General features: G+C 35.3%; 16 protein-coding genes and 1 pseudogene. 2 read left to right on the top strand and 15 right to left on the bottom strand.

From position 1 onward, the window contains the following. Positions 1-396: 396 nt before the first annotated feature. The 13 genes and pseudogenes from DFR56_RS08045 to DFR56_RS07985 form a co-directional block, all read right to left on the bottom strand. Positions 397-2,730 carry a 3-deoxy-manno-octulosonate cytidylyltransferase gene (locus DFR56_RS08045; RefSeq protein WP_110394923.1) on the bottom strand — a complete coding sequence of 778 codons (2,334 nt, stop codon included), beginning with the start codon at positions 2,728-2,730 and terminating at the stop codon, positions 397-399. 29 nt (positions 2,731-2,759) lie between these two features. Continuing rightward, a complete protein-coding gene (locus tag DFR56_RS08040) occupies positions 2,760-4,598 on the bottom strand; it encodes a motility associated factor glycosyltransferase family protein (RefSeq protein WP_110394922.1) in 1,839 nt (612 codons plus the stop codon). Further along, a complete protein-coding gene (locus DFR56_RS08035; RefSeq protein ID WP_110394921.1) occupies positions 4,588-5,196 on the bottom strand; it encodes a hypothetical protein in 609 nt (202 codons plus the stop codon). The genes DFR56_RS08040 and DFR56_RS08035 overlap by 11 nt, the downstream gene beginning before the upstream one ends. A gap of 147 nt (positions 5,197-5,343) precedes the next feature. Beyond that, complete coding sequence (locus tag DFR56_RS08030) at positions 5,344-6,006, bottom strand: class I SAM-dependent methyltransferase (RefSeq protein ID WP_158525566.1); 663 nt, start codon at positions 6,004-6,006, stop codon at positions 5,344-5,346. A 42-nt stretch (positions 6,007-6,048) separates the two neighbouring features. Then, the gene (locus DFR56_RS08025; RefSeq protein WP_158525564.1) at positions 6,049-8,103 is read right to left on the bottom strand and encodes a sulfatase-like hydrolase/transferase; all 2,055 of its coding nucleotides are present in this window, start codon (positions 8,101-8,103) and stop codon (positions 6,049-6,051) included. Between the two features lie 708 nt (positions 8,104-8,811). Then, positions 8,812-9,735: a flagellin Hag gene (hag, locus tag DFR56_RS08020; protein ID WP_110394918.1), complete on the bottom strand. Its 924-nt coding sequence runs from the start codon at positions 9,733-9,735 to the stop codon at positions 8,812-8,814. Positions 9,736-10,268: 533 nt separating this feature from the next. Further along, positions 10,269-11,599, bottom strand: a pseudogene (locus DFR56_RS08015) (aspartate aminotransferase family protein). Positions 11,600-11,663: 64 nt separating this feature from the next. After that, on the bottom strand, positions 11,664-13,001 hold the full coding sequence (locus tag DFR56_RS08010) for a glutamine synthetase family protein (RefSeq protein ID WP_110394917.1): 1,338 nt from the start codon (positions 12,999-13,001) through the stop codon (positions 11,664-11,666). Next, complete coding sequence (locus DFR56_RS08005) at positions 12,995-14,215, bottom strand: M20 metallopeptidase family protein (protein ID WP_242694886.1); 1,221 nt, start codon at positions 14,213-14,215, stop codon at positions 12,995-12,997. The genes DFR56_RS08010 and DFR56_RS08005 overlap by 7 nt, the downstream gene beginning before the upstream one ends. 33 nt (positions 14,216-14,248) lie before the next feature. Beyond that, the gene (locus DFR56_RS08000; protein WP_110394916.1) at positions 14,249-15,607 is read right to left on the bottom strand and encodes an APC family permease; all 1,359 of its coding nucleotides are present in this window, start codon (positions 15,605-15,607) and stop codon (positions 14,249-14,251) included. Positions 15,608-15,632: 25 nt separating this feature from the next. Continuing rightward, complete coding sequence (locus DFR56_RS07995; RefSeq protein ID WP_207521038.1) at positions 15,633-16,340, bottom strand: type 1 glutamine amidotransferase; 708 nt, start codon at positions 16,338-16,340, stop codon at positions 15,633-15,635. Between the two features lie 83 nt (positions 16,341-16,423). Beyond that, positions 16,424-17,785, bottom strand: coding sequence for a glutamine synthetase family protein (locus tag DFR56_RS07990; protein ID WP_110394914.1), 1,362 nt, complete (start codon positions 17,783-17,785; stop codon positions 16,424-16,426). Between the two features lie 12 nt (positions 17,786-17,797). Next, on the bottom strand, positions 17,798-18,952 hold the full coding sequence (locus tag DFR56_RS07985) for an amidohydrolase family protein (RefSeq protein ID WP_110394913.1): 1,155 nt from the start codon (positions 18,950-18,952) through the stop codon (positions 17,798-17,800). A gap of 341 nt (positions 18,953-19,293) precedes the next feature. Between DFR56_RS07985 and DFR56_RS07980 the strand changes: the two genes are divergently transcribed. Beyond that, the gene (locus DFR56_RS07980; protein WP_110394912.1) at positions 19,294-21,063 is read left to right on the top strand and encodes a sigma 54-interacting transcriptional regulator; all 1,770 of its coding nucleotides are present in this window, start codon (positions 19,294-19,296) and stop codon (positions 21,061-21,063) included. A 501-nt stretch (positions 21,064-21,564) separates the two neighbouring features. On the opposite strand, the gene DFR56_RS07975 is transcribed toward DFR56_RS07980, so the two are convergent. Together DFR56_RS07975 and DFR56_RS07970 are read right to left on the bottom strand one after the other, a co-directional pair. Further along, positions 21,565-21,825, bottom strand: a complete 261-nt coding sequence (locus tag DFR56_RS07975; RefSeq protein WP_110394961.1) for a DUF2399 domain-containing protein — start codon at positions 21,823-21,825, stop codon at positions 21,565-21,567. A 180-nt stretch (positions 21,826-22,005) separates the two neighbouring features. Continuing rightward, the gene (locus DFR56_RS07970; RefSeq protein WP_110394911.1) at positions 22,006-22,482 is read right to left on the bottom strand and encodes a YbaK/EbsC family protein; all 477 of its coding nucleotides are present in this window, start codon (positions 22,480-22,482) and stop codon (positions 22,006-22,008) included. A 469-nt stretch (positions 22,483-22,951) separates the two neighbouring features. Here DFR56_RS07970 and DFR56_RS07965 point away from each other — a divergent pair, with 469 nt between their 5' ends. Continuing rightward, positions 22,952-23,884: a nuclease-related domain-containing protein gene (locus DFR56_RS07965; RefSeq protein WP_110394910.1), complete on the top strand. Its 933-nt coding sequence runs from the start codon at positions 22,952-22,954 to the stop codon at positions 23,882-23,884. Positions 23,885-24,666 lie beyond the last annotated feature (782 nt).

The following is a 24,666-nucleotide window of genomic DNA, read 5'->3' as shown; positions in this document are numbered from 1 at the left end:
TTTTAACACATCATTATCACCCAGTTTATAAGTCTCTATACTATTTCCGTTCATATATAGTTGTACCTCTATCAATAATTGTATGGTTAATAGAGTATTAAAAATCATGAATGTTCATCGCTAGTCTCCACATTTTCCTTTACATTATTTTACCACACAGCAAGAGACTGTATTACTTATAACTGACCGTAACTTAACCACTTTTGAGACAAAAACATCCCTAACGACTGTCAGGGATAAACTTTCAGTTAATATTTTTACTCTGCGAAAGCTGAATGATAATTCCAGCGACTACGTTCAAGATTTTCCTCGTTCCCTTAAGATTATCCTTAAATAATTTTGTGACACTTTCCTAAAGTTCTTAGGGGATTAGTACCCTACTTTTATGAATAGCGACTAAATTTTCACCTTATTAGCATCCAAAAAACGTTCTACCTTTTTAATATCTTCAGGTCGATCTACCGCAATTGAATCGTATTTTGTTTCAGTCATTTTAACTTTATAACCGAGATCAATTATTCTAAGGATTTCTATATCTTCAAACTGTTCATTTCTAGTTTTTTTACTGTTACTATAAATATCTAAAGCCTCTTTCGAAAAACCATATACACAAACTTGTTTATTGAAAGTAACATGGCCCTCCGATTTATTAAATGGAACTGGTAATCTTGACATATAAACTAATTCATTCTGTTCGTTTGTTATTGTTTTAATAATTGTATCAGAATCAATTTCTTCGCCACTATTTATTTCTTTAAATAAATTATAAGCTATATATTTCTTACCGTGGGTATTAATTTCGTTAATAATTAAATCAATATTTTCGGGAGATATAATAGGTTCATCTCCTTGTATGTTAATATAATAATCATAATCGTAAAGTTTTGACACCTCGGCAATTCTATCTGTTCCCGTTAAACAACTAGTAGAGGTCATGACAACCGGTATATTTTTACTTTCACAAAATGATTTGATTCGTTTGTCATCTGTTGCAACCACTAAGCTGTCAAGTGCTTTCGATTTTTTAGCCTGTAAATAAGTCCGTTCAATCATTGGTATTCCATCGATTAATGCGAGCGGCTTTCCTTCAAAACGAGTTGATTTATATCTTGCGGGAATTACACCCATATACTTTTTAGGTGAACTTGATTCAAAAAGAGAGGGTGTAAGAAATCGGATTGATATTTTTTTAACAAAACTATTAAATTGTTCGAGTAATTTATCATTTTGTTCTTTTAATTCCTCAATATCAAACACCCGGTTATATTCCTCATAACTGTAGTTATTTACCTTATTAATATCATAACCATCTATACCTGCTAAGGTTACACTTTTAACCCCAGATGCTATTAGAAAATTTATAAAATGTACAGCAACATTATCAACAATTGCTTTTTGGGATACTAAATTTAGGTCTACCACTTTTATTGAATCTAAATTGGTTTCAATATTAGATGTAATAATTATTTTTTCTTTGTCAGTTATTTTGTGAGAGTACTCGTTAAACCTTTTTTGATTAGAAAAGAAATAATAATTAGGATTAACGGTATTAGGTAAAAAATTAAGTGCTACTACTAATGGATTATGTTCTTTCATAAAGTTATTTATTTCTTCAGAATACATATTGATCGTATTTCCAGACGCCAAGGCTAAAACTTTTTGCCTTTTGAATAAAGTTCCATCAAAGTTATTCGGCTGTTTTCTTTTGGATAAATAAGAAAAGTATTTTTCTTCAATGATCGCTTTATTATATAATATTTTTTCGCCATCATTTAATGATGTTAATATTTTATTTATTGCTTTGATTGTCAATGTTTTCTTATTCATTAAATAAGATGAATAGTTTGGGTGACATCTATGCACTGCTGACAAATAGTGGCTAGCGGAAAAACCCCAATGCATTTCTTTACTAATTGCCTCAATAAAATTATCCATTACTTCTAATAATGGAATTATCTTATAAGACTTTCCTTTATATTTGTTTAAATACTCCGAGATTATCTCTGTATTTAAATTTCCCGCTCCTCTTCCCATTCCCGATATAGAAGAGTCTATCATCACTTTTCTAGATTGATTCTGTTTTAAAAATTCAATTGAATTAGCAAAAGCAAGTTGCATATTGTTATGGGTATGTAATCCAATTCTTATTCGAGGATTTAAATTATTTTCAACTAGATAAAATAGTCTCTTTACCTCATGTTGATCCATGGACCCAAAGCTATCTACAATGTAAAATGAATATATTTCTAATTTGTTAGCAAGCTGTAATAAATGTATCAATTCTTTATCGGAATACGATGATGTATTCATTGGTTGTAAACATATTTTATATCCTTGATTAATTAACTCTTGAGCAAAGGGTAGAACACTTACATAATCATTTTTATGAAAAGCAATTCGAATACCATCCAACAGATTACCTTCCATTGAAAAAACCGGTAGATTTAACTCTATATTAGGATGATAGTCAATCATCAAGAAAAGGTTTGTATTTCTAGTAGTGTTAAATTCCTTTGCTAATTTATTAAAATCGCTAACATTCCTAAAACGTGTACTGTTCTTCGAATACTTATTGTTTGGATCAAGATAACCACATTCAATGTTTTCAATGTTTGCTTTTACTAATGAATTAACGATAGAAATAATATGCAAATCATCAAAATTCCAATTATTAACGTATCCGCCATCTCTTAAGGTACAATCTAATAATTTTATCTCTTTTTGTATCATTTTTAATCATTCCTTATCATGGTGATGAATTAAATAGCACTTAAAACTTCCTCTAATTCCTTGGTACCTTGTTTACAATGTTCTATAAAATTTGTAAACACTTTCTCCATTTCTTTCCCTCTAACAAAAACATCTGTTTCTTTATTTAACATCTTTAATTCATTTTCTAATAGATTAGCATTCACTCTAATAAAGAAAGCTAAAAAGTTCATATAATATTGATTCTTTATAAGTTTATTGTAATCGTAGTCAAAGTTATTTAATTCGGTAATTAGTTGTAATTTTCTCCTTGTTTTTGTATAAATAGAAATAGAATTTATCGAATTAGTCAACTTAGAAATAATTTTTTCGTATTCTTTTCTACTCTCTAGTAAAGTGGTTTTTAGAGGTTGAATATGTTTTTCATCATAACTATTATCTTTTTTCCACCAATCCAATTTCTGAATTGGTTTAATGAATTGATTGTTAATGACTTCCTCAATTGTTTGAAAAGGAACTCCTTTGATTTCTGCCCCACCTTTAGTAGTATTGATAAAAGTTTTCCTTTCGTAAAGTGGAACAAAGCTTTCAAGGTTTTCTCGCATGTTATTAAATGTTTGATTCGTCTTAATTTCATTTCCATAAACATCTTTTGTCGTAAGGGCTTTTTCTAACTTTTTCTCATTAATAGCTGACTGGGCAATATCATACTCAATTCCTTTAGAATAATGACGGCCATGTAAATAGCCCAAGTTCTGACCAGCAAAAACAATCGGATCTGCGCCTAATTTGTTTAAAATTTGAAACGTCATGACTGCAATAGAGGGTGAATCTAAAATTAAATCATGTTCCAAATTCAGTTGCTCTTTTAGAAAATAAAGAGACGTTCTATCTTGAGATGTAATGAAATGCACTTTAGGTCCTTGATAATTTTCAATTGTTTCATATCCAACACTTGAGCCGAATACCATTGGAATATGGTCAATATTTTGCGAAATCATCTTGTCAAAAACGATTTTATTCTTAACCCTCGGATCATATGTGAACACTGCATCTGGTAATACATCATATTCAATTAAACTATTAATCGCTGAACCAACTGAAAAAATATATGCGAGATTATTATTTTTAATATAACGAATATGTTCGATATCTTCAGCAAGTGATGGCCCAGCAGAAACAATTAGTGCAGGTTTACCTTCAAACTGTGATCGGTCAATATCTTTTAACATATTTGGTGTGTTCAACACTGTTTCAAAGTTAATCAGACTATTCATTACCCATAACTTTTGAAAACTTGCATCTGTATGTAAATTAGTCTGACGATTTATTATAGTATCTTTAATATTTTGATGAAATTGTTCGTACTTTTCTTTGATGATGTTTTTATAACTTGGTAATACAATCAAGTGAATATTTCGATTACTAGTAGTAAATTCATCTAAATAATCAAACATTTCTACGTTGTGCCTATCGACATACACATTTTGTGTATTTTTATTGATGATGTTTCCTAACTCTCGATTCTTACTCATTTCAAGAAACATTTCAGGAATAGGCTCATAAAGTGAATAGGATTGATTTGGAAACATTTCAATGAACTTTTCGACATGATATCCGAATCCAACACCATAAAAAAAGACATGTGTTTTCTCCGTTATTTTTTCTGCATGTGAAGCGATTATCCTTTCTGCTTCACGAACCGGATCATACATACTATGAACCATTAATGGCTTCTCATTATTCGGCTCATAACGAATTGTTTCCGAACCTGCTCTCGATTCTAATGTTTTAAATTGCTCTAATGTTAAATCACCTTCATGCTCGGAAAAATAAGTTCGTAACGCTGGATATCGTTCCCGTAATAGAAGGATATTATCAACTAACATGGCTTAAAAACTCCTTGTCTTGAAGCATCTTTTCAATATTTACCATAATGGTTTCATAAGCAGGCATAATTTCATAAGCCAGTATATCCAATATAAGGACTGTATCTTGGGCCTCGATTGCTTCTAAAAGCTGTGCAAATTGTTTTTCACCTGCTTCGAAGCTCTTCTCGAATTCATCCCAATTCGCTGGTTTTTCAGGAGCAGCTTTCGTAAATGTTTTAAACTGAAGCATCCACTCCATACCTTCAGACAACTGCCCTATTCCTTTCCATGTTTCCTCAGCAAAATTCTCGTAACTTCCTTCAACCAACTCAGTTAAAGCAGGAATAGCACGCTCTAAATATTCACGGATTGATTCCATCGTTTCCCATATCATTTCATTCGTCGAACGTGTAACAATCTCAATTCGCATGATGGTGTTTATTTTTTCATTTATATATGCTTCATGATTTTCGTAGACATCTTCATCATCAATAATTAAATGGCTAAAAACAGTATCTTTTTGTTCAATCAATTCAGTTACTTTTTCAAAAATTGCCGTTAGTGCAGATTTATTTCGCACTAGTTCAATTTGTTCATCTTTATATATTAATTGCATAATAACCTCCAAGTACGACTTTAATATTAGTTCTTCTATCTATATTATCGGTTGGGTTATCTGTTTTTTCAAGGCGTGGTATGATTATATACAAGCCATACAAAAAAGAACCAGAATTTATTTATCTGATTCTTTAATAAGCTAAGATTAACGTTTTTTCATTATTATTCTACCAAGAAAAGGATCTTCCTCTTTATAAATAGAAAATCCTGTACCTTTTGTAAAATGGAGCTTCTCAAAAGAATATGTATACTGAAGTTTTTCAATTAATTCTTCTGCTACAATATATCTTCTATAATGATTATTATAAATTTTCGAACGATTTTTATCTTCAATTGTTCTAAATTCTGCAGCAATGTAACTTTTTTCTTTCAGACTATTAGACAAGATTGATAACAACTTTTCTTCTGTAGTTTCGTCAATAGAATGTAATAAAAATCTAAGATAAATAATAAGAGGTATGCTTTCTTTTTCGGCTCTTTCTTGTAAAGGATTAATAATGTTTGCCAAATCAATCTCTTGTTTTAAATCAACTTGATAAAAATGAACATTTTGATTTAATCTACTGTTTTCCTTATTTTTATTTATTGCCTCGATTGATCTATCGATTCCAAATACTTCATGTCCTTGGCTTGCAAAATAAAATGAATCTCTTCCAGATCCGCATCCTACATCTAATATTAAAGATTTTTTATCTATCCACTTATTAACAAACTGCGAAAAAGTTGACTCACCTAATTTGGGAAATTGAGTTTGATAAAATTGATTCCAATAAGCTTCACTGTCCGTTTTTTGATTGACTTTTAACAAAAACAACAACTCCTACTATCCTTAAATAATCATATTTGTACTTTACTCTTCCCATCTCAACATGTTTTTCATATGATTAAAAACATACTGATCATATTGATGTTTCTTGCTAACCCATTTATCTGTTATATCTTTCTCTGTAAAATGATCAACAATTTTAGAAGTGAACCCTTTCATATTAACCGTTAAGTCGGGGAATACATTATGTTTCGTTTCTAAGTAATAACTAATTCCCTTCTCCTTTATACGTACCTTATACGTTTGATTAGGGTGAATTATTTGAGAAAATGTAAATTCCCTTTCCTCTTTTCCACCAAATGATACAGGCAATCTTCCATTAATATCATTTGGAATATCTAGTTTACTTTGATGTAATATTGTTGGAAATATATCGATCGTTTCCATTAATTCATCTGTAATATCAGGCTTTATATCTTTTCCCCTTACCATAAAAGGTACTCTGACTCTTTGATCGCCTAGTAAATTAAACGTATCACTTAAAAAAGATTGTCCATGATCAGAATGTAAGATTATAACTATATCATCCATCTTATAGTTATTTAATAAAAAATTATATAAAACTTCTAATAGGTTATCGATCCTTTTTATTTCCTGTAAATATTTGCTCACTTTATTTTTATCAAATTTCGTTTGAACGGAAGTAGTTCCCCGTTTCTTTTCGTTAATTTTTTCTGTCATATCTGTATGAACCTGACTATACAAATGGTTTTCAATTTCATCAGCTACGTTATGCAAATCAAGTAATGATAGAGTGAGAAAGTTATTAGTATGTGAAAAGGACGATAGATGTTCAATAGCCTCCATTAATATTTCTTTTGCCCCAAATGCACCCATAAAATTTTGATAAATCATGCGATCATATCCCCGATAATATCCAAAAGATGGCGTAGTTCTCCAATTACCTGATATATTTGCACAATAATAACCTTCATTCTTAAAATACTCAGCAAGCATCTTATGGGATTCAGATAGAGTATATGGATATTCAGGTTGTAACATCTTATGATAGTTTGAATATTTCCCCGTATTGATTCCAGCTTTACTAGGGTAAGTCCATTCATTGGTCGTTTGACAATTTGTAGTGATCATTCCTTCTTTAAAAAAATGATACGTATTTGGCATAGCTTCTTCCAAACCTACGTCCTCAAGAAATTGATAGGATAACCCATCCACAAATATTTTCAATACTAGTTTAACAGGTTTTTCTTTAGGCTCTAATTCAATAGGATGACCAACAAAAATTTCCTCATCAGCTGAAATGATGATTCGACCTTCGTCTGAAATTCGAATATAATTATATTGATTTATTGGCAAATGATCTTTCGTTAAGGTATATTTCTTTTCATTTACCTTAATATGAACATCCTTTGAATCGTTGGTTTTAGATATTGGAATCACTACCGGTCCCTTTGTCGACCATTCCCGTTCACCTTTTAATGTATTCCCTTTCACTAGTTCACTTTTAAATAACATTCGAGTTTTTAAATCAACATCTTCAATGCCATAGGTTTTGTACATATTAACCATATATTCATTCGGGGTGCCTTGATGCTGCGGTTTTCTAATCATACTTACCCCATTAATATTTACTGGATATACCCTTTCATCATGTTGATTTAATATCTTCTCTAGCTCTTTCATTCTTTTTTGTATGAAAGAAGTTGTGTATACCTTCTCTTCCATAGCAAGCTTAGATACTTCTTGAAAACCTTTTAGCGCATTTTCTCTTTCTTCATTCGTTACACTATACTTTATCGCATAGATGTAATTTTCAAATGATTCCTCAAACTTTTGCGTTACACCATAAATAAACGCTAAATTAAAATGCAAGCTAAAATTAAATGGATGTTCTTTAACCCCATTTTCAAGTACATTAATTGCTTCCTCAGGATTTCCTTCTTGAAAATGAATAATGGCTTGAAATGAATAGGTTTTACTATTTTGAATTTCCGCCGCATACTCTTTTAATAATGTCTTCGCTTTATCTATATTATTTTCATTAATACTGTGTTCAATTTCTACTGATAAAGATGTATATTTGTCAATTTGTTCTTGCACTGTCTCTACTGTTTGCATTGTTTTCATCCTTTATTTGATTCTAAAGACCTACCATATATATCGGAAAGATGAGAGGATTTTTCAAATGTAATTTGGTGGAAAAGAAAATAGTTTCAAGACATGATCATTTGCGTGGGTTGGAACCTATATGTTAAGGAAATTTAGTTGCAATAGATTGGATATAGTATGACCATCTGAAGATTAATGTAAATAAACTTACATTTCCTTTTTACAGCTTCTAGTAGTCAAACGTAAGATTTAGTGGATCTTTTATGCGTAATAATGCAAACGTTTCTGTTTCAACATTTGAACCGGATTTATCAAAGCTGGCCTTCTTGAAAAAAATACGGGACTACCATTAATCTAATTAACTTATATATGTTCTTGCTAAAGATACAATGTAAGTTGAAGTTTCTGTATTTTATTAGATTACTTAACTCCATTTATCAGGTGTATAGAACCGTAATTTCTCATATACATGGACTTTGACTTGAATTGGAGTCTCATCCGCCTATAAAGCCTTTGTATCAGATTTCTGTTCGTCGGACCAAGATTTTGGTACACGCTTCCTTCAGCTTTTGTCTCACGACAAACACCTTGCGTTTCCCTAGTGGTTGGATGATGTGTTCCCCCACAGTGGACTTTCACCACCTAGATAAATGCCATGCCTGGCACACAACGTAAAAGGACTCTAGCATTGCTAGAGTCCTTTCCAAGTAATTCATATTAACGTAATAACTGTAATACTCCCTGTGGAGTTTGGTTAGCTTGAGCTAACATTGCTTGTGCCGCTTGAGTTAAGATGTTGTTCTTAGTGAAATCCATCATCTCTTTCGCCATATCAACGTCACGGATACGTGATTCTGCAGCTGTTAAGTTTTCAGCTGATGCTCCAAGGTTATTGATTGTGTGCTCTAAACGATTTTGTACTGCTCCAAGAGCTGAACGTTGTGTTGAAACTTGTTTAGTAGCAGCATCAATTGCAGCTAATTGAGCATCATATCCACCAGAAGCATCCGCTGCAATATCTGCAAAATCAGTTACATCAATATTTGTCATCTTGATATCTTCAGAGCCTAGTGCAGTTGCACTCATATCTTCAATATGGACGCTAAGTTGCTGTCCACCATTAGCCCCAATTTGGAACGTTAATGACTTTGCAACTGTACCGGATGCTGCTCCTGAAGCTACCGTAGCTGAAAATGTACCATTTAATAAGTTTTTCCCGTTAAACTCTGTACGATCAGTGATACCCTTACTAGTTCCACTTCCCGTAACGCCACCAAGTTCTTCTACCAAAGCATTAATTTCATCTTGAATTGCCTGTAGGTCATCTGTGTCTTGTGTACCAGTGTTTCCAGCTTGAACAACTAATTCACGCATTCTTTGTAAAATTGCATGAGTCTCGTTAAGTGCTCCTTCTGCCGTTTGGATTAATGAAATCCCATCTTGCGCATTTTTAGAAGCCATTTCAAGGCCACGAATTTGTCCACGCATTTTTTCAGAGATCGCTAGACCAGCTGCGTCATCTCCTGCACGGTTGATTTTTAATCCAGAAGAAAGTTTTTCTAATGAACTAGATACCGCATTGTTGTTCGCATTTAACTGACGATGTGTGTTAAGTGCTGAAATATTGTGATTGATGATCATAATCAATCTACCTCCATGTATATTTATTTTAGGTCACATCCTTGTGTCCCTATTACTTATATCGGAGGCTTAAGAAAAAGCTTAAGCTTTTTTAAGGGAAAAATTTAGAAAAATTATTTTCTATGTCGTTTTATGAAAGAAATGTGACAACAGATACATTTGTTTACCATTAAATATGAGGAAAGAAGCCGCCACCTTCCCGGCACTGGCTCCTCTAAAACAACTCCAACTGCTTCATTTCCTTTGGCTCATGATCCTCGAAATAAGCATAGTGCAAGGATTTCGTTTTCGTCATCACTTGTTTCGACTCATCCCTCGATGCGCGTAGTTTTAAACTATACATAATCGGGAAGTAGTCTTACAAAAATTTCCCGTTACATGAGCTGTAAAAGCGATCATTTGAAAGTCGAGTTGTCCGGCGATGAAAAATACTGGATGTCACACGTGATCGCTCGATGCTTTTATGTTTAGATTAGTTTATTATACTAATTCCTCCAATTCATAAAAGCTCAAAATTTTGTCTTTTACATCTTTTACCAACCAGCGTACTTCCTTACTTCATCCATATTGATTTTTCCATCCTTTAAATCCGTGAATGCTTGATCTAACATAGCGATGGCTTGATTGATTTCTTCTTTCGTTATAATTAATGGCGGAGTTATTTCGATCACGTTTCCATGTATACCGACATAAAAGACTAATAACCCAAGCTCATACGCACGGTAACAAATCGCCGCAGTTTGCTCGGCAGCCGGTTCCTTTGTTACTTGGTCTTCAACAAGTTCAACCCCTAAGACAAGACCTTTCCCTCGTACATCTCCGATCATATCATGTTTTTTCTTTAATTCTTCTAGTTGCTCTTTAAAATAGTTCCCTTTCTCGGTAACATCCTCCATACGAATATCATGTTCAATAATTTCTATGTTTGTTAAAGCAGCACGGGAGCTAATCGGATTACCGCTTGCTGTGAATAGATGTAGCGCATGGCCACAGTCTAAAATTTCCTTTCTCGCTACGACAGCGCTAATCGGTACTCCTCCCCCTAAAGGCTTTGCGATGGAAACGGCGTCTGCTTCAATATTAGCATGTTCATATGCAAACCATTTACCAGTTCTCCCCATACCAACATTTACTTCATCAAGAATTAAATAAATTCCAAAACGATCACACAACTTTCTAAGTTCTGGCAAAAGTCATCTGGAGGTATAATGACCCCTCCATCACTTTGAATGGCTTCGACAATAATGCCAGCAGTATCATCGGGTGGGCAAATTGTTGTAAATACTTCGTGTTCAATAAAATCGATTATTTGTTTTGTTACATTTTCACCTGATCCAAAGAGTGGTCTGTATGGGTTAGAAAAAGGCACTTTCACGACATTTGCCCCACTAATAAAACGTGCTTGTGCCGTATGACCTGAAAGTGATAAAGAGCCCATTGTCTGTCCATGATATGCTCCCATGAAGGAGAGCATTCTTGGACGTTTTTTACTGTACGGTACTAATTTAGCTATGCAGTCATTTGCATCAGAGCCTGACATCCCATACCACACTTTTTTCTCAAAGGAGCCGGGGACGATTTCGGTTAATTTCTTTGATAGAGTAATCATTTGTTCATCCGGTATCGTAATATTTGATGAAAAAGAAAGTTTTTCATACTGTTCTTTTAACCTTTTAGCCATTTTCTCATTTCCATAGCCAATGTTTGCAACCGCCCATCCAGCAGAAATATCGAGGAATTCTCGACCGTCAAAATCGACTACTTTTGACCCTTTACCTTCTTGAATGGCAACTGGGTAAAACCTAATTTTTAACGAATCAGCCACATATTGATCATCTTTTTGTAACCATTTATCGTTTTGCATCCTTACCCTCCTTATTAAGATCCGTTTCTGATGAATGACGTGAAACTTTCTTAAAACACATTTCCTAAAAGCGTGTGCTTAGCATTCTTCTTTCCCATTCCGTTACAATTCGGGAGTATTTTTTAGCTTCTGATCGTTTTACGTTAATAAACTCTCTCCAAATTGGACCTAACACTTCAGCCATTAATTCATCCGCTTCTAATACATCCATCGCCTCTTCAAGGGAGCTAGGCACAAGTTCAATATTTTTTTCTTTCATTTGCTCCTCACTTATTGTTCCGACATCAAAGTCGACTGGCTCACCCGGTTTGATTTTATTTTTCACCCCATCAATTCCGGCTGCTACTAATGCAGTTGCCAACATATATGGATTACATGTACCATCTGCACCACGGAATTCAAAGCGACTACCTCTTCTTTTCTCTGTAACTCGAATTAATACAGAGCGGTTGCCAATTCCATAACTCACATGGGACGGTGCATAAGAACCAGGATATAACCGTTTATACGAATTGATGCTAGGCGCACCGATCGAAACTAATGACCTTGCACGTTTCATCATTCCACCAATAAAATAATACGCTTGTTCTGTTAAACCTAACGGGTCTTCTGCCTTTTCAAACACATTATTCCCTTGTTCATCAGTCATACTAATGTGGACATGTAACCCACTTCCAGATAAATGATCAAAAGGCTTCGGTATTAACGTTCCGATCAGATGATTTTTTAAAGCAATTTGCTTAAATAACTGCATAAATATAAGTTGTTCATCAGCAGCCCTGAGCGCAGGTTTATGCCGTAAATTGATTTCGTATTGACCAGGGCCATACTCGCTTGATATTTTCTCAATATCAACCCCGCTCATCTCCATCGCCTCTACAAATTCGTGCAAGAAGTTCTCTTGCATTTGTAAACCTTCTATGGAAAAGCAGTGGGTATCATCCGCTGTTACAAGCTCTCCATCCACTTCTCTCATTAAGTAAGCTTCCTGTTCAAATGCCATATGCATTTTTCCACCTAAAATATCTTCTGCTTCTTTTAAGACCTTTTTTAATACTTGTCTTGGACATCCATCCCAAGGATTTCCGTGTTCATCAATTAAATCACAGTACATCCTCGCCGTATTTTTCCGGTGAGGTAAAATAGCAAAAGTAGATGGGTCCGGAATCGCAAAGAAGTCACCTGCTTCAATTCCATACATAGGATTTTCAATTTTTTCATCAAAACCATTAAAACTCATCATTCCACCGTAAAAATTTAATCCGCTTGTAAATAGACTCTCTAACTGGTCAACACGAACTGTACGTACTCTTGATAATGAAGCATAGTCCATATACCCCACGTCAATATATTCAATATGATGTTTCTCGATTAATTCGAACACTTTCTCTTTTGTTAACATGAATGTCCCTCCGAATTTTCTGTTGCTTTTACCGCAATATATGCAAATGTCGCAGCTCCTATGGATAGTAACGTATCATCAAAGCTGAACTTAGGATGATGCAAGCTATAAACTGCTTCATCCTCTTTTTTAATACCTAAACGAAAATAAGTGCTCGGCACCTCAAGCGAAAATTCACCAAAATCATCTGCACCTAATGAAGGTTGGGGTAATTCTACTACCCTATCTTCACCCCATAGTTCTGTTGCCGCCTCTCCAACAAGGGATGTCACATCGACATCATTGATGACGGGTGCGTTCCCTTCTGTATAATGTATTTCCGCTGTCGCGTTAAATGTTTCTGCTACTTCTTTTGAGATCCGTTCGATTTCTTCCTTTATTTTTGTTCTGCTATCTAATGTTAAAGCACGTGATGTCCCTTCCAAAATGACTTTTTCTGCGATAATATTTCTAGCAGAACCACCCGTTATTTTCCCTATATGGACGACAATCGGATCAAGAGGATTATTCATTTTTATTACAAGATGTTCAATTGCTTGCATAATGCGCATGGACACATCGATTGCATCGACACCCTCATGAGGTCTAGCGCTATGTCCGGATTTCCCGTTAATTGTAATGGTAAAGTCATCACAAGAAGCCGTCATACTGCCACTTCGAATTCCAATTGAACCAAAAGGAATATATGGCCACAAATGCAAAGCGATCATCCAATCTACTTTTGGATTTTCTAAAACGCCAAGACGAATCATTTCTTTAGCAGCTCCATCTGCTTCCTCACCAGGTTGAAAGACACAGACCACTTTCCCGCTAAAATTTTTTCTGTTTTTATATAATAGATGTGCAGCCCCTAATAGAATCGCTGTGTGCCCGTCATGCCCACACGCATGCATAACTCCTTTATTGTTGGAGGAAAAATCAAACCCTGTTTCCTCTTGTATAGGTAATGCGTCTATATCTGCACGAAGCGCAACTACAAAGTCACTTGATGAACCTTCTTTTTCACCTACTATCCAAGCTTTTATTCCTGTCGCCCCTACCTTTTCATAAGGAAGTCCAATTTCTCTTAATTTCTCTTCAATATATTTACTTGTTTTATATTCTTGAAAAGAGAGCTCAGGATACTGATGCAAATGCCTCCTTATTGTCATCAATTCTTCTTCCATCTCTTTAGATTCTTTTGCAAAAATTCCACTAAGCTGTCGTAGATACATAGGATTACTCCTTTATTATTTCAAGTTTTTTTATTAGTTCGCCTTCTTTATTTTTTCCTCTACTACCCTTTTTTCACTATAGAGCTTATAGAAAATAAATAATGCGACCATCCATACTAGCCCTCTAATTAGGGTCATCGGAGTATTTAGAAATGTACCGTAGAAAATAATTACCATACCGATTAATCCTAATATAGGAAATAAAGGATAGAACCACTGTTTCCACGGCAATGCCATTACTTCTTCTTTCGCATGTTTTCTATATAACATGGCTGCAATAACTGCTAGCGTCCAAGATACAACCCACGCTAATGTCAACTGTAAAGAGAATTCAACGTAAATTAAATTTGGACTGAATGCACCTATGATAATAAAAATGACTGAACATGCCCAAATGAATATGATCCCATAGACTGGTGTACGTGTTTTGGGATGTAAATAACCGAAAAACTTAGGCAAATAACCTCTTCTTGCTTGTGCATAAAAGATTCGGGAAGCAGTATAAAATGTACCCATTAAAATACATGTAGCAGCAGCGATCCACGCAACAAAGTTAATAATAAAAGCACCCGCATAGCCAAAAACTACATTTGCAGCTTCTGTAAATGGAGAGCTGTCCATCGTTACTTCATTCCACGGAATAATTCCTTGTAAAACTACTTGAGCTGCTGAGTAGATTAAAATAAAAGTGACACTAGACCAGATTAAAGCTTTCGGTAGATCTTTCCTATTTACTGTTTCTGCTCCAGCTGTAACGATTGAAATCGCACCTAGATAAGCGTAAGTACCCATCGGAATCGCACTGAAGAACCCTGAAGCTCCATGTGGAAACCATTCACTGAAGTTAGCCGGATGAACATCTTTCACACCAATTATTGCAAATAATGACATACCAACCGTTAGAATCAATACTAAATAAAGCTGTGTTCTCGCAGCTATGGCAGTTCCTAAAATATTCAATAACGCGAAAGCGGTTACAAAGATAATAGCAAAAAGAGTTGTCCATATACCACTAGTTAGTTGTGGAAAATACCAAGAAGTGATGGTACCTAATGCCATACTAATACCTCCGCCTCCTATTACCCAACCGGCTGCAAAAGCAAATCCTGAAAGAAATCCCCACCATTTACCCATAAACCGTTCAACCCATACAGCCATTCCGCCAGCACTCGGCATTCCTATCGCAAGTTCTGCCAGAGCCATCATTAAGAAAAACTGAAACAAACCTGCAATGATATATGCAATGATCGCACTCGGACCTGCAACAGCAATACCTTCACCAATTAATAAGAAAATACCATCTCCAATAACAGCCCCTACACCAAGTGCCCATAAGTGACGAAACTTTAAATTTCGTATTGGTTCAATTTCAAGTAATTGGGTTCTCGACATTTGTTCATACTCCCCTTTATTGATCCTAAACGGATGTTTTTATTTTACTTTCAAAATTATCCAACAACTTAAATAAAAAATTTTTCGCACCTTTCACATTGCTATCCATTCCTAAAAATTCGTTTGGTAATTGTATATAGTCCCCTGATTCGATTTCATCTCCGTGTTGCAGTACGATTTCTTTTAATTTCTTGTCACTGAATTCTGGATGAAATTGTAACCCTACAACGTTTTCTTTATAGATGAAAGCTTGATTTCTTGTTGCTTCACTTTCTGCCAGCCGAGTCGCACTTTCGGGTAAGTCAAATGTATCCCCGTGATATTGGAAAAAAGGTAGCTTCTGCGGTAACCCCTCAAATAGTTTATAATCCTTTGCTTTATCTAAAAAGTGAACCGACCACCAACCAATTTCTTGATGAGAATGTGGATAAACCGTCCCACCAAGTACTTCGGCAATTAGCTGAGCGCCGAGACAAATACCTAATATTGCTTTGTTATTTTTTATTGCTTCGGAAATAAATTTTTTTTCCAATCGTAACCATGGATTTTCTTCCTCTTCATAAGCCCCCATAACACCTCCAAGAACGATTAATAAATCAAAATCATCCATTCCAGGTAATTCACTAGTTTCATAGACAGCAGTTGTAGTAACGGTGTGACCTCTATTTACTGTCCATTCATTAATCATACCTAGATCAGCAATGGAGTAATTAATGAACGCATGAATCCTCAAATTTTTCACCACCATCTCATTTTTATGAAAATACATTACTTTAGAATGTCATCACCTCCCTAAAAGATCATTATTAACATTAGTTAATACATATCTGAATAAAGCTTTAACTCATTATCTGTCACATACTGACAAAATTTGTTCCATTCATTTCGCTTAACCTTAATAAACTCCGTCCAAATTTCACGGCCAATAGTATCTGCCAAAATCGTGTCTTCAGCCAAACTATCAAGAGCATCACTCAATGTCCGAGGAACCCATTCGATTCCTTTTTCCTTCCGTTCAAATTCATCCATTTGACTAACGTCTTCTAAAATAGGATCACCCGGATCAATTTTATTTTGAATTCCATCCAATCCCGCCGCAATCAGACAAGTACTTAATAAATAGGGATTACAAGTTCCATCAGCTCCTCTAAATTCGAACCTTCTTTCCCTTCTTTTTTCTAGAATTCTCACCAACACAGATCTATTTGCTGTACCGTAACAAATATGGGCGGGAGCCCATGATCCGGGGAGCATTCTTTTATAGGAATTATAGCTAGGTGCTCCTATTGCAATTAAAGACTTGCCATGTTTCAACAGACCACCTATGAAGTAGTACGCCTCTTCCGACATATCCAAACCTTTTTGATCAGTTATTTCCTTAAACAAGTTCTCACCATGTTCATTAAACAAACTGATATGAGTGTGTAATCCGCTTCCAGCCAAATGACTAAAAGGCTTAGGCATTAATGTACCGATCATGTCGTGATCTCGAGCAATTTGCTTAAATGTATGAGCAAATGTCACTTGATCATCTGTTGCCTTTAGCGCATTTGTATATTTCAAATTAATTTCCAGCTGACCCGGGCCATATTCACTGGATATCTGTTCTGTCGTCACTCCCATTTCTTCTAAAGTAAAAACGAAATCTTGAACAAACCTTTCTTGAATATCGACACCTACGCTTGAAAAACAATGACTGTTGTCAGCTGTCACTCTATTGCCATCAACTTCTTTTAACAAATATGCCTCCTGCTCATACGCCATATGTAATGTACCACCAAGAACTTGTTCTACTTTATTTAATAATCTTTTTAATGCACCCCTTGGACAACCTTTCCAAAGGTTCCCATTCTCATCTACTAAATCACAAAGCATTCGTGCGGTGTTTTTCCGGTGAGGCAAAATGGCAAATGTCTGTGGATCTGGCAATGCAAAAAAGTCACCGTCTTCCGCCCCGTACATTGGATCTGGGATATAAGTATCGAAAACATCAAAACTCATAATAGCTGTACTGAAATTAACACCTTTTTCCATCGCCTCTCTTAAATTGCTTTTCCGGATTGTTCTTCCTCTTGTCACATTCGAATAATCCAAGAATTCTACTCGGATAAACTCAATATTATTTTCTTCTACTAATTTTAGAATGTTCTCTATCTCTAGGCACCTTGTTGTATCCATAAGCATCTCCCTTTACAAGCTATCTTTATATAGTTCTTCAAAATTTTTATATAAGACTAACTCAGCAATCGTTTTTGCTCTCTTTCTACTCATATAATCTTTTTCTACCCAAGATTGTAAAACTTCCTCGAAACACTCTTTAAATAATTTCACACCTAACCAGTTCATTTCCGGAATTGTAAATGCATCAGATCCATACATGACCTTGTTAAATGGAGCAAATTCAAAGACTTGTGAAATAATCCGTTTCACCCCGTGTCCTGCAAAAGGATTTTGTAAAGAAAGATCCATATATACATTCGGAAACACACTACACATAAATGCTGCTTCTTCCATCCACGGATAACCTCCGTGAACTAAATGAACAATTGTATTTGCATATTTCTTTTCTCTTAGCATCGTTACTAACAGATTCGGGCTCGCTTTGTGTAGTAGCACCTCACCATCACCGACCCCAGTATGAATATGCATTGCTTTTTTAGCCCTTGTACACTCTTCCATCGCAATATGTAAACAATAATCTCGTAATTCCTTGACCGTTTCTCTCTTATTCTCTTTATAAAAATCAAATTGACTAGTTGCCTTCTTTTCATCCATGGACACAATCTCTAAACCACTACGGTAAGCAATAATAGACTTAAGCCCCAAAACTCCTTTTCTTCCTAAAGCGCTTCTTAGATCGGCACGATACCCCTCAATAAACGTTGAAAAACTGTCATGTTCTTCCCTAAGCCGATCCATCACCGGCTCAATACGATATACTTCCCAAGTCCGAAATCCGACAACCTTTTCAAATTGTTGATTCGGAATAGCCGGTGTCGGATACCCGTAGTCTACTAATAATCCCTCTAATTGGACGTCTTCAAATAAATTCTTCGTATATTCAGAAAAATTTCTTGCGCTTACATTTCTTTTTTCTACAACTGCTTCAATTGTAGGCTCACATGAAAAATATTTTGCCAGGCGTTGAATCGTAATTTGCATATACATATTTAAACCTGAATACATGGAATCTGTTTTGGTTTTTATCTTTGTAGCAAACATACCTGGCCTAACAGATAAAGATAACTCCTCCAAAAATTCACTTTCCATGTAAGGCCTTTCATTTTGTAAAAACGGATGACAGTGAACATCAATTATTTTTACTCCCTCTAAATCTATCACCATTCTAAATCCTCCCAGTCGTAAAATTTCTAGAAAAAAATATGATTTTAAAAGTACTTTTGTGTTCACTAAATTAATAGTGCAAGAAGCATACCAACTTATCATTTGAGAAAAACATGCCAATAATAAGACATTTTCTTAATTGGTCGATGAGAAAACTTGCATTCCCCAAGCATTTTCTGCAAATGTCTTAGCCCACGCTTATGTAGCAAAGGATTAATCCTTTCTTATCTGTTAAAAAAGAAAAAAATTTTTCTATGAAAAATATTTTTCGAAAAATTTATTTCCTTTCCCTATTTATGTTATACTGAAAAAAATAAATTGTAGTAAGGGGGAAAAGGGAGTTGGATAGCGTATTGTTAACCCAAGTATGGGATGTTTTTTTTGAAAGCATGATATTAACGAACAAAGAGGGAGACATTATTAAGGTAAATAATGCCGCAAAACGATTGTTTGCTTTAAATACCTCACGATACAAAAACACGTCTGTTTTTGAGTTATTCCCTAACAAGTTAAATAAATATTTTGCCCTTCCTGATAAATCTACGGGAATCTCACTTTCTTATGGAACGAATGAACTCTTACTAACGATCACACCAATCCATGACCTGTATCTGCTAATCTTTAAAAACATGACGAATAAACAAAAAATTAAATACGAATTGGAAGATTTAAAAGAACAGGTTACATTATACGATGCAATTTTAGATTATTTAGACGAGGGTGTTTGTCTTGTAAATGAAGATAAAAAGATTCTTTTTTATAATAAAAAAATCGGCGAGATCAATGCGCGCGAACCTGACACAATTAAAAACAAATCAATCTTCGAAGCATTTCCTCATCTCGAAGAAGAAAATAGTAAACTATTAAAAACACTGCGGTTAGGAAAATCGCTTAATCATAGGGAAACGCATTTTACAGAAACCGGAAAAGAAAAAACAATATTGTCTGAAACTTACCCTTTATTTATAGGCAACAGGAAAATGGGAGCAGTAGAAATTTTAAAAGATATTACAAAGCAAAAACAACTTGAGGAAACAATCCGATCTATCCAAAATGATCATGACTTACCTATCCCTACTAGACAGAGTTCAAATAATACCCGCTATACATTCAATAACGTTATCTTTAAAAGCAGAGAGATGGGGAGAATTGTTGAACAAGCCAAAAAAATATCCCGCTTTTCATCCAATGTTCTGATCATTGGTGAAACAGGAACTGGAAAAGAAATATTCGCTCAAAGCATTCATAATGAGAGTCCTAGAAAAAAAGAAAAGTTTGTTGCTCAAAATTGTGCTGCAATACCTGAAAACCTTTTGGAAGGATTACTTTTCGGCACAACAACAGGTAGCTTTACAGGCGCTGTAAACCGAGCAGGAATTTTTGAACAAGCCCATAAAGGTACCCTATTATTGGATGAAATTAATTCCATCAGCTTAAACCTACAAGCAAAATTATTAAGAGTGCTCCAGGAAATGAAAGTCAGAAGATTAGGTTCGGATAAAGAAATTGACTTTGATGTACGGGTAATTTCAACAATGAATGAAGATCCCATAGAAGCTATTAGGAATGGAAGGCTACGGGAAGATTTATATTATCGCTTAAGTGTAGTTAATTTACATATCAAACCATTACGAAAAAGAAAAATTGATATTGCTGCACTTGTGGATCACTTTATTGATAAACACTCCACAGCCTTAGGAATCGATGCAGAAAGTGTAGAAGATAATGTAATGGATTTCTTTTTAAATTACACATGGCCAGGCAACGCCAGACAACTTGAGCATACAATTGAAGGCGCCTTAAATTTAATGTATGAAGAAAAAAAGATAACATTTGACCATTTATCCGATACATTTCAACAGCATATGATGGAAGAATACAAAAATAAACGGATAACACCTCCTATATCTCAGCAAACAAAATCACATTTCTCATTAAATGAACGATTGGAACGATTGGAGATTCAATACATTAAAGAAGCGATGGATTCAGCTAATGGAAAAGTTACGGAGGCGAGTAAGATACTCGGGATATCCAGGCAAAACTTAAACTACAAATTAAAAAAGTATGCGATCTCTTCTGAACCATTCAAGAACGAACTTATCGATTAATTTTATTCTATATTTAACCCTTTCTATGTCTAAAAATATACTTGTTGAGCAAAAAAGCCTCGCCGGTACCTGTAGATAGTACCAGCAAGGCTTCATTTCTTTATTAACATCAAACTTCCTTACATTTAAAATGGGAACTCTTACGTTTCCTCTATCACCGTTTTCCTGGAGCAATCAACATCCTCCACCCCATTTTATTCCTTCAACTGCTATCCTCGAAAATGCGCTTCCTTCCCACAACACCATGCCCTACCACCATATACACAACCGGTAGAACACTGGCAATCATTATGATCCCAAACCAGCCCATGCGCTCCCAAATCGGTGCAAAAACGGTACTTCCCATCGACACGCCAACATAATAGGAAGCTAAGTAAAGACTTGATGCACTACCTTTATGATGTGTTGCAATCATATTAACAGATGTTGCGGTTAATGAATGAGCAGTAAAAAAAGCCTAAACAAGCGAGACACAGTCCAATAATAACAAAAAAAATCGACTTACCGACTGTTAGTACTATCCCAATAGACATGATGCCGTAAACGAACAGCACTTCCAAAGCACTTAACCAGTCGATTAGTCATTCCAAGCCCTTCTGGATCAAAATCACCCGCATAATACAAAACAGATCCAGCTTTCACCAATAATTCTATAACATCAATGTACCCAGTGGGAATAGCCGATGAAATAAATTGCCGTCGAATAAATATCAATGGTCTAGACAAAGGATGGATACGTGGAAAATCTCTTTGGAAATGCATGTAAAAAAAGGGAGAGCTTTTCAAACAAAATAGGGAATGAAAGACGGGTCACCCTGCCTTTTTCTTTGGTAGATAAGAAAGGATCAATCCTTTCTTGGAACATAAACGTAACTAAGGCATTCGCAGTAAATGTGGCGAATGCCGAGTCTTCAATCTATTTTTACTAATTAATATCTTGAGCTATATGACACATACGACCTCACCATTAGTCATTTCTACTAATTCATCAGGAGTCAATGGAAATACGGCTTTTGGATGTCCAGCTGCTGCCCATATCTTTCCGTATTGAAATAAATCTTCATCAATCAAGGTTATTATTTGCTCTTTATGTCCTAGAGGGGGAACACCGCCAATCACATATCCGGTCTGTTCGCGTACAAAATCAGCATCCGCTTTTCCTAATGTATCATTTAAATGGGCTTCGATTTGTTTTTCATTAATTCTATTTGCTCCACATGCTACGACTAGTAAAGGTTTGTCCACTCGTTTCAATCGAAAAATAATTGATTTCGCAATATGATTAACTTCACATCCTATCGCTTCGGCTGCTTCCTTAGCTGTCCTTGTACTGTTAGGTAATTCAATGACCTTATTTGAGTAACCGAGCTCTATTAATTTATGTTGAAATTGCTGGGCACTTTCTTTAAGTTTTGTCAAAACCCTCACTCCTTATTTTTTACTTCAGATTATATCACTTATCACCTTATTGTCCGAATAAATAGACAATAAGAGAATGAGTAGAGCGATGTATGTTTTTCAATAAATTTCGCAAAAGCCTTTTAATAGGTGGGTAGATATGTAAACCCCTAACAAAAATTACACACTCTTTTTCTAAAGTCGCTCCACAATACCTCAAGTTCTCTTATAGGTTAAAAGATCCTAGGGCTCTGCTTTCACTCATCACATTGAAAAGCATTGTCACAGTTATAGTACATTGTACTAGCACGTCCCACATTTCGAAGCTAGACTTGACTAATTTCACAATTTTACGTCCAAGAATACTCAAATATAGTTGTAGCGATGATCAAAAAGGAGAATAGAAAACGTTTGCTTCGATTCCTTTGAAATTACACGACAATTATAATAGTATAAATAGACTAGTACTTTTTAAGAAAGGAAAGGTGAAATGACGATTATTCCCCATAATAAACCTATGCCCCCTAAGGAACTTCAAATTCTTACTAGTTTGCACCCTAGAATGAAATTATCCACTACTGAAAAACAAAACTATGAAAATTTGCATAAAGGATTTCTTGGTGAACTGAAATTTTACGATTTATTATGTAATCACCCTTCTACCAATCAGATCACACTATTTGATTTATTGTTAGAAAGTAACAACACAGAGTTTCAAATTGATAGTTTGATTATTAATCAAAACACGATTTTTTCCTTGGAAATTAAAAACTTTGAAGGTGATTTTTATTTAGAAGGGGATAAATGGTATGTCGTTGGTTCAGGTAAAGAAATTCGAAGTCCCTTATTACAACTGCAGCGAACCGAATATTTATTTAAACAAATCTTGCAAAAGTTACATGTAAACATGACAATAAAACCATACATAATCTTCATCAATGATGACTTTACATTGTATCAAGCTCCAATTGCCCTACCAGCAATTTTTCCAACACAAGTAAAACGTTTTATCAATAAATTAAATGCCAATTCTCGAAAATTAACAGCCCATCATACAAAATTAGCTAAAAAATTAATTTCGATGCACCTCGAAGAATCTGCGCATAGTCGCTTGCCAAGCTATGAGTATCATCAATTACAAAAAGGAATTACGTGTAGAACTTGCTCCGAATTTTTATCTCCAATCAACAAAATCAAATTAAAGTGTCAGGGATGCGGTTACGAAGAAGCAGTAGATTATGGAGTAATGCGAAGTGTAGCTGAATTTAATTTACTATTTCCTAATAAAAAAATAACGACAAGCCAAATACACGAATGGTGTGTAGTCATTAGCTCCAAAAGAAGAATAAGAGAAATATTATTAAGACATATGACGCTTATCCGCAACGGAAGATATTCATACTATGTTTTCAAGAAAATTTAAATTGCAACATAAGCCATTTAATATGTATTTCCGATATTTCATTCCTAGGGGGCGATGTGACTGGGTACTTCTTATCTGTTTCCGAAAAATCATGCACGAGGGAAGATGCCGCGGGGCACTTCTCACACGTTTTCGGAAAGTTCATGCACGAGGGAAGTTGCCACGGGGCACTTCTCACAAGTTTTCGGAAAGTTCATGCACGAAGGAAGATGCTGCGGGGCACTTCTCATCCGTTTTCGGAAAGTTCATGCACGAGGGAAGGTGCTGCGGGGCACTTCTCATCCGTTTTCGGAAAGTTCATGTACGAGGGAAGATGCCACGGGGCACTTCTCATCCGTTTTCGGAAAGTTCATGCACGAGGGAAGATGCTGCGGGGCACTTCTCATCCGTTTTCGGAAAGTTCATGCACGAGGGAAGATGCTGCGGGGCACTTCTCACACGTTTTAGGAAAGTTCATGCACGAGGGAAGACGCCGCGGGGCACTTCTCACAAGTTTTCGGAAAGTTCATGCACGAGGGAAGATGCCGCGGGGCACTTCTCATCCGTTTTCGGAAAGTTCATGCACGAAGGAAGATGCAGCGGGGCACTTCTCATCCGTTTTCGGAAAGTTCATGCACGAGGGAAGGTGCTGCGGGGCACTTCTCATCCGTTTTCGGAAAGTTCATGTACGAGGGAAGATGCCACGGGGCACTTCTCATCCGTTTTCGGAAAGTTCATGCACGAGGGAAGATGCTGCGGGGCACTTCTCATCCGTTTTCGGAAAGTTCATGCACGAGGGAAGA

Source organism: Pseudogracilibacillus auburnensis, assembly GCF_003201975.1.
GTDB lineage: Bacteria > Bacillota > Bacilli > Bacillales > Amphibacillaceae > Pseudogracilibacillus > Pseudogracilibacillus auburnensis.
This window is presented reverse-complemented; position numbering and strand designations above follow the sequence as displayed.

Bases quoted from the DNA above. Each gene is read 5' to 3' on its own strand.
- DFR56_RS08045 (WP_110394923.1), bottom strand. From the start codon at position 2,730: ATGATACAAAAAGAGATAAAATTATTAGATTGTACCTTAAGAGATGGC.
- DFR56_RS08040 (WP_110394922.1), bottom strand. From the start codon at position 4,598: ATGTTAGTTGATAATATCCTTCTATTACGGGAACGATATCCAGCGTTA.
- DFR56_RS08035 (WP_110394921.1), bottom strand. From the start codon at position 5,196: ATGCAATTAATATATAAAGATGAACAAATTGAACTAGTGCGAAATAAA.
- DFR56_RS08025 (WP_158525564.1), bottom strand. From the start codon at position 8,103: ATGCAAACAGTAGAGACAGTGCAAGAACAAATTGACAAATATACATCT.
- hag (WP_110394918.1), bottom strand. From the start codon at position 9,735: ATGATCATCAATCACAATATTTCAGCACTTAACACACATCGTCAGTTA.
- DFR56_RS08010 (WP_110394917.1), bottom strand. From the start codon at position 13,001: ATGTTAACAAAAGAGAAAGTGTTCGAATTAATCGAGAAACATCATATT.
- DFR56_RS08005 (WP_242694886.1), bottom strand. From the start codon at position 14,215: ATGTATCTACGACAGCTTAGTGGAATTTTTGCAAAAGAATCTAAAGAG.
- DFR56_RS08000 (WP_110394916.1), bottom strand. From the start codon at position 15,607: ATGTCGAGAACCCAATTACTTGAAATTGAACCAATACGAAATTTAAAG.
- DFR56_RS07990 (WP_110394914.1), bottom strand. From the start codon at position 17,785: ATGGATACAACAAGGTGCCTAGAGATAGAGAACATTCTAAAATTAGTA.
- DFR56_RS07985 (WP_110394913.1), bottom strand. From the start codon at position 18,952: ATGGTGATAGATTTAGAGGGAGTAAAAATAATTGATGTTCACTGTCAT.
- DFR56_RS07975 (WP_110394961.1), bottom strand. From the start codon at position 21,825: ATGCATTTCCAAAGAGATTTTCCACGTATCCATCCTTTGTCTAGACCA.
- DFR56_RS07965 (WP_110394910.1), top strand. From the start codon at position 22,952: ATGACGATTATTCCCCATAATAAACCTATGCCCCCTAAGGAACTTCAA.